Here is a 13,028-nt window from a genome sequence, read left to right as displayed (position 1 = left end):
TCCCTGTACCGCGAAGGAACAGCTGTGACCATCGATGACGCACCCGTCGACCGGGACCGTAAGCACCCCCGGGCCCATTTCGACCGGCACACCCCGGAATACCGGCATCGGTTCGAGGAGATCACGCATGATCTTCACGCCCGGTGCCCCCTCGCCTGGACCGACACCTACGACGGGCACTGGGTAGCCAGCGGGAGCGACGAGGTCTTCGAGCTCGCACGCAGTGCCGACGTGTCGAACGACCACGACGTTCACGGCACCCGGCGCGGATACAAGGGGATCTCGATTCCCACCGCACGTCGCGCGGCAATGGTGCGCGGCGGCATTCTCGAGATGGACGACCCCGAGCACCGCCTCTACCGGCAGGTCCTCAACCCCTACCTGTCCCCCGCCGCGGTGAAACGGTGGGAGCCGTTCATCGACGAAGCAGTCCACGCCGCACTCGACGAGAAGATCGAATCCGGACGGATCGACTTCGTCGACGACCTGGCCAACGTCGTGCCCGCCGTCCTCACCCTCGCCATGCTCGGTATCCCGATCGAGAAATGGTCCGTGTACAGCGAACCGGTGCACGCGTCGGTCTACACACCGGAGAATTCGCCGGACGCCGAGCGGGTCGCCGAGATGCACCGCGCCATGGGCATCGACCTGCTGTCGAATCTGGCCGAGATCAAGACGAACCCTCGTCCGGGACTCGTCAACGGGCTCGTCGAGTTGCGCATCGACGGCGAGCCGGCGCCCGACCTCGAACTGCTGGGCATGCTCGGACTGCTGATCGGTGGCGGTTTCGATACGACGACGGCGCTCACCGCCCACTCGCTCGAGTGGTTGTCGTCGAATCCCGACCAGCGTGACGTGCTCATCCGCGACCGCGAACAGTTGCTCGATTCGGCCACCGAAGAGTTCCTGCGGTTCTTCACCCCAGCACCCGGCGACGGACGGACGGTTGCGGCCGATTGCGAGGTGAGCGGCGCGGAATTGCGCGAGGGTGACCGCCTGTGGTTGTCGTGGGCGATGGCCAACCGTGACCCGGCGCTGTTCCCCGACCCGAACGATATCGCTCTGGATCGAAAAGGGAACCGTCACTTCAGTTTCGGACTCGGTATTCATCGTTGTATCGGATCCAACGTCGCCCGGACTGTGTTCAAGTCGATGCTCTCGGCGGTACTCGATCGCATGCCGGACTTCCGGTGCGATCCGGAAGGCACGGTGCACTACGACACGATCGGCGTGATCCAGGGCATGCGGCATCTGCCCGCATCGTTCACCCCCGGCCCCCGCCGCGGACCCGGACTCGACGCCACGCTCGCGAAGCTGCAGCGGATCTGCGACGAGCAGCAACTTGCCGCTCCGGTCACTGCCCGGCCCGATGTAGCGCGTATCGACTGAGCCGATATGGCCCTGGCACGGCGGGGGACTCGTGTCCGCTGCGCAGCGAATTTTCGGGATATCAATGATTTCCGTCCGGTTCGAATGTGGACCAAGCAAGGAATCGGACACTCCGGTCAGGCCCATGACGGACGGCGGGCATATTCCTGCAGGGGTCGGGGTACACGGGTTCCGGTGGCAACACACCCGACTACGGGAGGAATTACATGATCGTCCGGAGACTCGCGAGACCGATGCTCGCGTCCATTTTCATTGCCGGGGGCGTCGACGCCCTCCGCAATCCCGCTCCGCGGGCGAACGCGGCTCAGCCCGCGTTGGATCAGGCGGTGAATGTCCTGCCCGCCTCGGTCACCGATCGGCTCCCGAGCAACCCCGAGACGCTGATCCAGCTCAACGCCGCCGTGCAGATCGGTGCCGGCGCGCTCTTCGCGCTCGGTAAGGCACCTCGACTCTCGGCACTCGCCCTCGCAGGTTCGCTCATACCGACCACCGCCGTCGGACACGACTTCTGGAACGCTCAGGATGCGGAAACCCGTTCCAAGCAGCGCACCGAGTTCATCAAGAGTGTCAGCCTGCTGGGCGGGCTCCTCATCGCCGCGGTGGACACCGAAGGCAAACCGTCGCTCGGATGGCGAGGCCGCCGCGCGGCGCGGCACGCCCAGGCTTCCGTGGCAGCGGCTCTCCCCCTCGCAGCTTCCTCCGATCGCGGCACTGCGGAGGCCTTCAGCAACGTCGCCGATCGCGTGAAGTCCCTGACCGGTGACGCAGCCGAACACGGCGGTCATCTGCTCGATGTCGCCAAGGAACGTGGTCCCGTCCTCGCCGAGGTGGCGAAGGAACGCGGCACCGACTTCCTCGAGGTTGCGCGTGATCGTGGCCCCGTACTCGCAGAACGCGCACGGGAGCGCGGCACCGGCCTGATCGACATCGCGAAGGAACGCGGCCCCGTGTTCGCGGACACCGCACGCGAGCGCGGCACCGAACTGCTCGACGTCGCGAAGGAACGCGGCCCCGAGATCGCCGAGGTCGCCCGTGTACGCGGCACCAAGTTCCTGGACACCGCCCGTGATCGCAGCAGCGAGTGGGCACAGCTTGCAGACGAGCGTTCGGCGGTGCTCAACGCCAAGGCGCTCAAGGCCGCTGAGAAGGCACGGATCAGCGCCGAGAAGGCCCGCAAGCAGGCAGAAAAGACCATCGAGAAGAATCGTAAGGCGCTCGAGAAGAAGCGGTAAGACCGCCTCGAGACGAGCACAGCGAGCGGAGTGATCGGCTTCCGCGGCAGGCACGTGGATCCACCCGGATCCGCGTGCCTGCGCTTTGTCTCCGGGTGTTCCTCGACGCCCCCGGCGATCCGACTAGACTTCTCGGGCACTTCCGTCGACGCCCCCACGCGTTCGATCTGTCCCTATCCGAGGAGTTCATGTGCCGGCCGATGGCGCGTCCCACCCAGACCTCGAGCCTGAGCAGGCCTACGTCTCGATGCTCTACCGGCACCTCGACGACCTGCGCGACTACGCGAAGACGAGGCTGACCCGCGTGCTCCGGGAGTCGGGGGGCACCCCGCAGGCACGCTCCGAACGTGAGTCGTTCACCCAGATGTATACCGAGGATCTCGCGAAGTACGACGCCGCGGAACACGGCCTGTGCTTCGGGCGGATCGACGTGCGGGACGACGAGGTCGACAACGACGGGGGCCTCGACAGCCGATACATCGGGCGCATCGGAATTCTGGACGAAGACAACGACTACGAGTCGCTTCTCCTCGACTGGCGGGCACCGCAGGCGCGGCCTTTCTATCTCGCCACGCCGGCAACACCCGACGGCGTGGTGCTGCGTCGCCACATCCGCAGTCGTGGACGTTCGGTGACCGCCCTGAACGACGAATACCTCGATCTCGACGCCGCGCAGGAGCACTCCGACACCCCGGCTGCAGGCGGAGTCGCCGGCGAGTCCGCCCTGCTGGCGGCCCTCAACGCCGCCCGCACCGGGCAGATGCACGACATCGTGGCCACCATCCAGGCCCAGCAGGACGCGATCATCCGCTCCGAGCACCGAAGCGTGCTCGTGGTGCAAGGCGGGCCGGGAACGGGCAAGACTGCGGTGGCGCTGCACCGCGCCGCATACCTGCTATACACGTACCGGAAGCAACTCGCGAAGAGCGGCGTGCTCATCATCGGCCCGAATCCCACCTTCCTCGACTACATCGGTCAGGTGCTGCCCTCCCTCGGTGAGACGGGCGTGCTGCTGTCCACCATCGGCGACCTGTATCCGGGTGTGAAGGCCACGCTGGACGACAGCCGCGAGGCCGGTGAACTCAAGGGGTCGTCGGCCATGGTCGACATCCTCAAGAAGGCGGTGCGGGACCGGCAGGAAGTCCCGAGTTCCCCGGTGCCCGTCTCGTTCGACACCTACCGCCTCATGCTCGACCGGAAATCTGTCTCGCGTGCACGCGGCCGGGCGCGCTCGTCGCGTCGGCCACACAATCTGGCTCGTCCGATTTTCGTGTCCGCGGTCATCGAAGCGCTCGCAGACCAGCTCGCCTCCATCATCGGTACCGACCTGGTCAACGGCGGAAACCTGCTCAGCCGCGACGACATCGACGACATCCGGTCGGAGATGCGGGCGGACCGGGACATCGTCTCCGCGATCGACGCCTTGTGGCCGGAACTGACCCCGCAGCAGGTGCTCACGGATCTGCTCGGCTCACGGGAACGTCTTGCCTCGGCCGCTCCGCACTTCTCGGAAGACCAGATCGAGGCTCTCTACCGCCCGGACGGTGCAGGACGTTTCAGCGCCGCCGATGCCCCGTTGCTCGACGAGATCGCCGAACTGCTCGGGGTCGACGACGCGGCGGAACGAGAACGCGCGTCCCGTAGGTGGCGCAGGCAGATCGCCGATGCCCAAGGCGCACTCGACATCCTCACCGGTTCCGCACCGCAGGATCTCGAGGACGACCTCGACCCCGAACTGCTCATGGCGTACGACCTGATCGACGCGTCCCAGCTTGCGGAGCGCCAGGACCACCGGGACCACGAGACCACCGCGGAACGTGCTGCCGGTGATCGGACCTGGACCTACGGGCACGTGATCGTCGACGAAGCGCAGGAACTGTCGGAGATGGCGTGGCGGGCGCTGATGCGCCGAATCCCGAACCGGTGGATGACCCTCGTGGGCGACACCGCCCAGACCGGTGATCCGGCGGGCAGCACGTCGTGGCAGCGGGTCCTCGAGCCGTATGTCGCGAACCGGTGGAAGAAGGCCGAACTCACCGTCAACTACCGGACACCGGCAGAGATCATGCGGGTCGCGCACGCGGTGCTCGCGGAGATCGACCCCGAGCAACTCCCGCCGGAGTCGGTGCGCGAATCCGGCTACGAACCCTGGGCACGTTCGGTGGAGGCCGAAAGCTTGGTCGACGCGGTGCGCAGTGCACTGGACGAGGAGTCGGGACCGGGCACGACGGCGGTTCTGGTACCTGCCCGCCTGGTGGCGGAGTGGGCGCACCTCGCCTCACCGTCGGTGACGGTCGCTGCCGTCAAGGACGTCAAGGGCCTCGAGTTCGACGCCGTGCTGCTGGTGGAGCCGTCCGAGATAGTGTCGGAATCTCCCCGCGGCATGAACGACCTCTATGTCGCACTGACCCGAGCGACCCAGAGACTCGGCGTGCTGCACACCACCCCGCTCCCCCGGGTGCTCGACGGACTCGCCGCCCAGGCGCGGTGTTGAGCGGGGGCCGTCTCGAGGTAGCGGTGTGGAAGCAGCACGCCGTGGATCGGAACGATTCCGTTATGCCGGGAAGGTACGGTCCTGTGCACGGTGCCGTACGCCACGGCACCGCCGACAGAAACGTCCGGTTCGTCGACGGTGTGAGGTGAGGGTGATGGGACGGGGACGGTGGCCGATCGGCGCCGCGGCTCGGGTTCTGCTCGCCGGCGCGGCAGTGCTCGCGGCTGCCGCATGCTCGGCCGGCACAGCCGACCCCGTCGAGGCGGTGGAGACACCCACGGCCACGGCCGCGGCCGAGCCACCGGTGCTGGACGCGCGCGCGACACGCATGAAGGAGACGCTGGACGAAGCGGGACTGGTCGCGGATGTTCCGGACGAGACCCTGCTCGCGGTCGCGCGCGGACTGTGCGACCAGCTCGCAGCCGGAATGCCGGAGGAACGCATCCTGGAGACAGCGCGGCCGATCGCGTCGTACGCCGCGGCGGCGACGCATACGACGATGCCGGGCGACGATGCCGCCCGGCACTATGTCGAGATCACGCGCGAGACCTACTGCTGACTCCCGCGCGTTCGCGGAACTCTGTCAGCGGACGGTGTGCACGACCAGCACGTCGGAGGTCGCTTTCCGGGCCACGTCCGACGGCACCGAGCCGAGGAGCCTGCCGGTGAGGGTGTTCAGTCCGCGGTTACCGATCACGATGAGATCCGCCTCGACCTCTGCGACGAGGGCGAGGAGGGATTCCACGGGTGAACCGACGACGGGCCGTTCGACGATGTTCTTCGCGCCCGCCACGGTGGCCTTTTCCCGTGCCGTGCGGAGGATTTCGTAGGTCGGTGCGGATCCGGTGACCTGGTAGGCCTCGTCGCGCAGCACGTCTGCGGCGTGTGCGGTGTCCTTGGGATCGGCCGGGTAGTACGCACAGGCGATCACCAACTTGGCGCCGGCGTCTCCCGCGAGGGCAGCTGCCTTCTCCACCGCCTTGTACGACGATTCCGAACCGTCCGTCCCGACGACAATGGTCCGGTAGGCGCTCATTCGTTCCTCCATCGTGTTCCGGTCACCGGCGCGTGCCGCCGATGGTGCCGGTGGAAGAAATGCGAACCCTCCCCCGGCGCTGGCGTAGACAGTATCGGGACACCGGGGCGCATGGGGGATTTGGGTCCCACGCCACAGGGACGCGTCCCGGACCCTCGCGGCCGCCGGGAGCGGTTCTCCGGATCTACTTCAGACCGGCGGCGTCCATCCCCCGCAATTCCTTCTTGAGATCGGCGATCTCGTCGCGGAGCCGACCCGCCAGCTCGAACTGCAGATCGCGTGCGGCCTGCATCATCTGGTCGGTGAGTTGCTGCACGAGGTCGGCCAATTCGGCGCGCGGCATCGTCGTGGTGTCGCGACCTTCGACGACACCGGAACTCGTCGCGCGTCCCGACTCACCCTGGGCGCGACGTCCGCGCGAGGCATTGCGGCCCGATCCGCCCACCTCGATGGCTTCGGTGTCCTCAGCTTCCTGATACACCTGGTCCATGATGTTGGCGATCTTCTTGCGCAACGGCTGCGGGTCGAGGCCGTGCTCCTTGTTGTAAGCGATCTGCTTCTCTCGCCGGCGGTCCGTCTCGTCGATGGCGCGCGCCATCGAGTCGGTGATCTTGTCGGCGTACATGTGCACTTCGCCGGAGACGTTGCGCGCCGCGCGCCCGATGGTCTGAATCAGCGACGTGCTCGAGCGGAGGAACCCCTCCTTGTCGGCGTCCAGGATCGCCACCAGCGACACCTCGGGGAGGTCGAGACCCTCACGGAGCAGGTTGATGCCGACGAGGACGTCGTACTCGCCCAGACGCAACTGCCGGAGCAGTTCGACGCGGCGCAACGTGTCGATGTCGGAGTGCAGGTACCGCACCCGGATACCGAGTTCGAGCAGGTAGTCGGTGAGGTCCTCGGCCATCTTCTTCGTCAGCGTCGTGACGAGCACACGTTCGTCGCGCTCGGCCCGCTCCCGGATCTCGTGGATCAGGTCGTCGATCTGGCCCTTGGTGGGCTTGACGACGACCTTCGGGTCTACCAGTCCGGTCGGGCGGATCACCTGTTCGACGAATTCGCCGCCGGTCCGTCCGAGTTCGTACGGTCCGGGCGTCGCCGACAGGTAGACGGTCTGGCCGATTCGAGAGGCGAACTCCTCCCAGGTGAGCGGGCGGTTGTCGACGGCCGAGGGCAGGCGGAAACCGAATTCGACAAGGTTGCGCTTGCGCGACATGTCGCCTTCGTACATCGCGCCGATCTGCGGCACGGTGACGTGGGACTCGTCGATGACGAGGAGGAAGTCTTCCGGGAAGTAGTCGATCAGCGTCGCGGGTGCGGTGCCGGCGGGCCGGCCGTCGATGTGCCGCGAGTAGTTCTCGATGCCGGAGCAGAATCCGACCTGCCGGATCATCTCGAGGTCGTACTGCGTGCGCATCCGCAGCCGCTGCGCCTCCAGAAGCTTGCCGCGGTTCTCGAGATCGGCGAGACGTTCCTCGAGTTCGGCTTCGATGTCCTTGACCGCGCGTTCCATCCGCTCGGGTCCGGCGACGTAGTGCGTCGCGGGGAAGATCCGCAACGAATCGACCTTGCGGACGACGTCGCCGGTGAGCGGGTGCAGGTAGTACAGGGCCTCGATCTCGTCGCCGAAGAATTCGATGCGGACCGCGAGTTCCTCGTAGGCAGGGATGATGTCGACGGTGTCGCCCTTCACACGGAACGAGCCGCGGGTGAAGGCGAGGTCGTTGCGGTTGTACTGCACGTCGACGAGCAGGCGGAGCAGGGCGTCGCGCGGAACTTCGAGGCCGACCTCGAGCTGGATCGAGCGGTCGAGGTAGGACTGCGGGGTGCCGAGGCCGTAGATGCAGGACACCGAGGCGACCACCACGACGTCGCGGCGGGAGAGCAGCGACGAACTGGCCGAGTGACGCAATCGCTCGACATCGTCGTTGATCGACGAGTCCTTCTCGATGTAGGTGTCGGTCTGCGCGATGTACGCCTCGGGCTGGTAGTAGTCGTAGTACGACACGAAGTACTCGACCGCATTGTTGGGCAGCATCTCCCGCAGCTCGTTGGCGAGCTGCGCGGCGAGAGTCTTGTTGGGTGCCATCACGAGGGTGGGACGTTGCAGCCGCTCGATGAGCCACGCGGTGGTAGCGGACTTGCCGGTACCCGTGGCACCGAGCAGGACGACGTCTTTCTCCCCCGCCTTCAGCCTGCGCTCGAGTTCGTCGATCGCGGCAGGCTGGTCGCCGGCGGGTTCGTATTCGCTGACGACCTCGAACGGGGCGTCGGTGCGTTCGATCTCCCCCACCGGACGGAACTCGGAATGGGCGACTACAGGATGCTCACTTGCGAACGCCATGTTTCCAGGGTAATTGCTCCCACCGACACGTGCGGCGAGCCGCCGAGCCCGCCGCTCGCCGCCAGGCGCAACGCCCGTTCCCGCGCGGACGGTAACGTGCGGTCATGGCGCCGCACCTTCACCCCGTCAAAGAGGAACGTTTCGATGTTCCCGCGCAGACCAACACCGACCCGAAGGGCAATGTGCGGCCGGTGGACGTGTACCGGGTCGAGCCGTGGGGGCTGTACATGGCGCGGCCGGCGGACCACCACGAGTTCGGGTACGTGGAGTCCTGGCTGCTGCCGTCCCGGCATCTACGCGTGACGATCTTCCATTACCGACCCGGGCACGAGCGCGACCTGGATCGGTACGTCGATGTGGGCGAGTACTGGCGAGACGGTGACGTGTGGCATTCGCGCGACCACTACCTCGATCTTCTCGTCCGCACCGGCCGTGGCACCGCGGTAGAAGATGTCGACGAACTGTTCGCCGCCGTCGCCGCGGGTCTGCTCGACACGGACGACGCCGAACTGGCCGTCCTGCGCGCGTTCGAAGCGGTCGACGGCATCGCCGCCCACGGTCACGACGTCGACGCGTGGCTGAGCTCGGTCGGGCTGCCGATCAGCTGGCAGTGACGCCCGCCGCTCCCCTGCTCATTCCCGGGCTCCGGCCCCGCTCGCAGCCGGAGCTACGAGCCGGTGCGGCGACCCGGGACGACCTCGCGACCGAGGATCTCGATCTGCTCGAGCACCACGTCGAGCGGCAGACCGGCGTGATCCATGAGGAACAGCTGACGCTGGTAGTCGCCCGCGTAGTCGGCGAAACCGAGGGTGCGCTCGACGACCTGTTCGGGGGTGCCCACGGTGAGCGGGGTCGTCGCAGAGAATTCCTCGAGGGACGGGCCGTGGCCGTACACCGGCGCGTTGTCGAAATACGGACGGAAGATGCGCCTGGCCTCGGCTTCGGTTCCGCCATGAATACCTGGCCGCCGAGTCCGACGACGGCCTGCTCGGCCGCGCCGTGCCCGTACTGTTCGAAGCGGTTCCGGTACGGGGTGATCATCTGCTGGGTGTGTTCCTTGTTCCAGGAGCCGTCGCCGTAGAACGCTGGCTGTTCAGCGATTCCAGGCCACCGAGAACTACCACCTGCTCCGGCGCCTATGTCGCGAGAGAAGTGACTGGGAAGACAAGTTCCGAACCCCGCTGCGGTTACAGTGACGCGTCACCGGTTACGAGTTGGGGCGAACCGTCGGGGACATCGGCTTTCCGGTGCCCGACGTCGAGTACGTCGTTGAGGAGTCCAGCGGACAGTCCCGTCCGCGTGTGGTGGTCGATCATTACTAAGGCCTTCGCGAGTGAACGTCGCGGCGATCAGCGGCCCGGACGGAGCCGGTACAACTTCCAACGAGAGAATCGGCAAAGGACGGTGCTGGCTCATCGGTACTCGGTGGAGCTGGTGGACGGGCCTCTCGAAATCGAACGTTGTGTGCGAGCACAAGTGCAAGGACCAGTGTGCGTTCGGGTCAGTACCAGCCAACTCGTGAATTCCACCCACGGCGAGAATTTGCGATACGCGGTCGCGAATGGGGAGACTTTCTGGCCGTTTGCTCGCTACTCAACGGTCAAGGCCGCTCCCATTACGAGCGGTCTCTTGCGATCCGTGAGGCACTGCGACACGGGTGCGACGAAGACGCGGTGTTTCGCACCAAGACCAATCCAGGCGACTGGCAAGAGACACACTGGCAAGGGGTACTGTTTTGATGTCGGATTCCACGATCGAGAAACGACCGAGGACAATCGTGAGCGGGCGGTTGCACGTGGACAAGTAGTCGTACGACATGACGAAGCATCTGCACCGCCCGAGCGCCCGCGACCTCGAAGTGATCGCGCGGGACCGACACCTCCTTCGCCTGTGTTCCGACCGGATCGACACGGCAGCTTCCCTGATGAGTCTTACTCACGTAAATTTCGCGGGGTGATGACAAGACCGGTCGGGCCAGCAATTCTATACGGAATGTTCGCAGCCAACAGTCTCGCAAATGGAATATGGATTGCACTGTGGGCAGTCTACTTTGTCTCTGTTGCAGACGTGAGCCCAGCCGTTGTTTCTACGGTCTCCCTCTCCGGCGGGGTTGCGGGCATGGCTCTTGCATATCCCGTGGGATCACTTGGAGACCGCGTCGATGACCGCTACTTGCTAGCTCTGTTATTAACGCTGCGGGGGTATCGCCGCCCTCCTTGTGTCGCTTTCGAGTAGCACGGTCCTGCTACTCGCAGCACTGTTTATTACGCTTGGCCTTCAATCCGCCCAAACAGGCCTATCGACTAGCATCGTCGCGACTCGCGTGGATCCCATGAGCAGAGTGAAATCGCTCTCATGGATCCGGACTCTGCAACATGTGCTCTACGCCCTAACAGCTGTCGCCGCATCTCTTGTTCTCGCCTCCGGCGCTGAGATCTTTTTCCGGATTGCTTTGGCTATTGGCGGCACCATGCTGTTCGCGGGAGCACTTATGTGCACTCGGATAAGCCGCCGGTCAGCTGTGACCTCGTCGCGAGCGGACCGTCGGATCGGTGGCTCGACAGCCGTAAAAGACCGGGCGTTCCTGCTAATGATGCTGGGGTCGAGTCTTCTCATGCTGTGCTGGCCGGTTCTCACTGTCGGATTGCCGTTGTGGATTACCGAATCAACTGTAGCCCCGCCCGCAATGGCGGGAGTTTGTTTGGCGATCAGCGCGATTATCATTATAACTATCCAGATCCCCGTAGGAAACAAAGTCGTGACATTGAAGCACGGCAGATACGTAAACCTGGCCGGATCCATTTTTCTATCCGTAGTATGTGCGGGATTTGTGATCGCAGGCGAAACGGAGTCCACCCGCGTCGCTGTCGCAATAATTCTCGGCGTTACTTTGCTCCACGCTTTGGCCGAAGTTTTGGTCGTAACTTCAAAATGGTATTTTTCTACCAGCATGATGAATGATGACCACGCGGGCGGATATCAATCGATCGCCGCGATTGGAGACGGACTGGCAGTAGCAGTTGGTCCGGCCATCATGATTGCTCTTGTCGGAACGGGTAATACGGGCTGGTGCGTTTTAGGGTTGACGTTCTTCATTGTTGGTGTCTTTCAAGCGATTTACTCTCGGAGAATACTTGTACGTACCGCCGAGCGCGCAGGCCCGTCGATGGCTCCGAAGCCAGAAGCTTGAGGGCTGCATATGATGCGGCGTTGTGACCAAGCAATTCGGCTCGCGTTGGTGGCGGTCGAGTACCTCCTTGCGCTGATCCGCGCCTGGCCCGGCACCGGCTCGCTACGAGTTCGTCTCGCGTACATTGCACCGACCCCCTAATCGGGAGATGTATGCGGTGTGGCGATGCAGTGCCAGGCCAACCCAACCATCCATGCACTGCGGGCAGCGCTTCCGACGACGCCCTACGCCTCACGGTCGAAACAACAGATCGCACACTCACCGCTCGATAGATCAGCCCGCCCGCAGAGGCGAACATCCCGCCCAGTGGGCGGACTGTTGATAATGGATCACATCGTGCCGGCTTCGGTCGAGGACCGACCGCGGCCGCGCCTCACCCGTCCGGTAACAACTCGCAGTGGCGGAAAGTCACGCTGTCGAGCCTGTTGGGCACCACCATCGAGTACTACGACTTCCTGCTGTACAGCACCATGGCCGCGTTGGTCTTCGGGAAGCTGTTTTTCCCTCGTCGAGCCCGGCAGAATCGACGATCGCCGCGTTCGGGACGCTGGCGGTCGGCTACGTCGCACGGCCCTTGGGGGGGGTTTGGTATTCGGGCATTGCAGCGATCGGCTAGGCCGCAAGTCGATGCGGCGCGGCGTTGATGGTCGCGGAGCACTCCGGCGCCCGTCGACGGGGCTTCTGGACCGGCCTCATGCAACTCGGCTCCCCCATCGGATTTCTGCTGTCCACCCTGGCGGTCATGCTCGTCACTCTGCTTCCGGACGAATCGTTCGAGTCGTGGGGCTGGCGCATTCCGTTCATTGCCAGCGCGGCACTCCTGGCGATCGGCCTGTACGTCCGCTTGAGCGTCGTCGAAAGTCGGGTCTTCGAAGAGGCCGCGGCGAAGGCACGGCGAGCGCGACACCGCCGGTGCTGCAACTGCTTCGCCAGCCTCGTCCACTCGTCCTTGCCTGCGCAGTGGGCATCGGACCTTTCGCGTTGACCGCGCTCATCACCTCGCACATCATCTCGTAGACCACCTCGATCGGGTACGAGTCTTCCACTGTCATGCGGATTCTGGTGGCGATGGCAGCAACCTCGATCATCACGATCCCGCTGTTCTCGGCCCTGTCCGACCGCATCGGCCGGCGGACGGTGAGCCTCACCGGCGCGGCTGTGGCCGTGCTGTATGCGTTCCCTTGTATTCGATGATCGACGCCGGTTCGGTTGCGGTGCTGACCGTCGCGCTGATGCTCGGGCAGGTGGTGCAGTCCGCGATGTACGCGCCCCCCGTTACCTTCTTCGTAGTCCCGCGCCGCGGGGCCACGGTCGCCGGGTTCGGTATGACTTTCTTCCCCTGT

11 protein-coding genes and 1 pseudogene are annotated in these 13,028 nt (G+C 65.1%); 8 read left to right on the top strand and 4 right to left on the bottom strand.

Going from position 1 to position 13,028, the window contains the following annotated elements; translation table 11 throughout:
* Positions 1–24 precede the first annotated feature (24 nt).
* The 4 genes from HF877_RS20120 (at position 25) to HF877_RS21430 (ending at position 5,674) form a co-directional block, all read left to right on the top strand.
* Positions 25–1,389 (top strand): cytochrome P450, encoded by a 1,365-nt coding sequence (locus tag HF877_RS20120; RefSeq protein ID WP_169622973.1) that lies wholly within the window; start codon positions 25–27, stop codon positions 1,387–1,389.
* A 206-nt stretch (positions 1,390–1,595) separates the two neighbouring features.
* Complete coding sequence (locus tag HF877_RS20115) at positions 1,596–2,621, top strand: DoxX family protein (protein ID WP_169622972.1); 1,026 nt, start codon at positions 1,596–1,598, stop codon at positions 2,619–2,621.
* Positions 2,622–2,868: 247 nt separating this feature from the next.
* Positions 2,869–5,115 (top strand): ATP-binding domain-containing protein, encoded by a 2,247-nt coding sequence (locus HF877_RS20110; RefSeq protein WP_169623000.1) that lies wholly within the window; start codon positions 2,869–2,871, stop codon positions 5,113–5,115.
* A 154-nt stretch (positions 5,116–5,269) separates the two neighbouring features.
* Positions 5,270–5,674 carry a DUF732 domain-containing protein gene (locus HF877_RS21430; RefSeq protein WP_240952817.1) on the top strand — a complete coding sequence of 135 codons (405 nt, stop codon included), beginning with the start codon at positions 5,270–5,272 and terminating at the stop codon, positions 5,672–5,674.
* Between the two features lie 24 nt (positions 5,675–5,698).
* Here HF877_RS21430 and HF877_RS20100 read toward each other — a convergent pair whose 3' ends face one another.
* Positions 5,699–6,151, bottom strand: a complete 453-nt coding sequence (locus HF877_RS20100) for a universal stress protein (RefSeq protein WP_169622971.1) — start codon at positions 6,149–6,151, stop codon at positions 5,699–5,701.
* 184 nt (positions 6,152–6,335) lie between these two features.
* Positions 6,336–8,495, bottom strand: a complete 2,160-nt coding sequence (gene uvrB / locus HF877_RS20095; protein WP_169622970.1) for an excinuclease ABC subunit UvrB — start codon at positions 8,493–8,495, stop codon at positions 6,336–6,338.
* A 104-nt stretch (positions 8,496–8,599) separates the two neighbouring features.
* Between uvrB and HF877_RS20090 the strand changes: the two genes are divergently transcribed.
* A complete protein-coding gene (locus HF877_RS20090; RefSeq protein WP_169622969.1) occupies positions 8,600–9,109 on the top strand; it encodes a DUF402 domain-containing protein in 510 nt (169 codons plus the stop codon).
* A 74-nt stretch (positions 9,110–9,183) separates the two neighbouring features.
* Here the strand turns inward: HF877_RS20090 and HF877_RS20085 are convergent.
* A pseudogene (locus HF877_RS20085) lies at positions 9,184–9,617 on the bottom strand (5,10-methylene tetrahydromethanopterin reductase); the annotation flags it as partial.
* Positions 9,618–9,682: 65 nt separating this feature from the next.
* On the bottom strand, positions 9,683–9,811 hold the full coding sequence (locus tag HF877_RS21560; protein ID WP_277350492.1) for a hypothetical protein: 129 nt from the start codon (positions 9,809–9,811) through the stop codon (positions 9,683–9,685).
* A gap of 887 nt (positions 9,812–10,698) precedes the next feature.
* Here HF877_RS21560 and HF877_RS20075 point away from each other — a divergent pair.
* The 3 genes from HF877_RS20075 to HF877_RS21670 all read left to right on the top strand — a co-directional run bounded on the left by HF877_RS20075 (position 10,699) and on the right by HF877_RS21670 (position 12,879).
* On the top strand, positions 10,699–11,685 hold the full coding sequence (locus tag HF877_RS20075) for an MFS transporter (RefSeq protein ID WP_346765255.1): 987 nt from the start codon (positions 10,699–10,701) through the stop codon (positions 11,683–11,685).
* 643 nt (positions 11,686–12,328) lie between these two features.
* Entirely contained in the window at positions 12,329–12,670 is a 342-nt protein-coding gene (locus HF877_RS21675; RefSeq protein ID WP_346765254.1) for an MFS transporter, read from the top strand.
* A gap of 83 nt (positions 12,671–12,753) precedes the next feature.
* A complete protein-coding gene (locus tag HF877_RS21670) occupies positions 12,754–12,879 on the top strand; it encodes a hypothetical protein (protein WP_346765253.1) in 126 nt (41 codons plus the stop codon).
* The last annotated feature ends 149 nt before the right edge of the window (positions 12,880–13,028 follow it).

The sequence above is a fragment of the Rhodococcus sp. BL-253-APC-6A1W genome (assembly GCF_012843405.1).
Classification (GTDB): domain Bacteria; phylum Actinomycetota; class Actinomycetes; order Mycobacteriales; family Mycobacteriaceae; genus Rhodococcus.
This window is presented reverse-complemented; position numbering and strand designations above follow the sequence as displayed.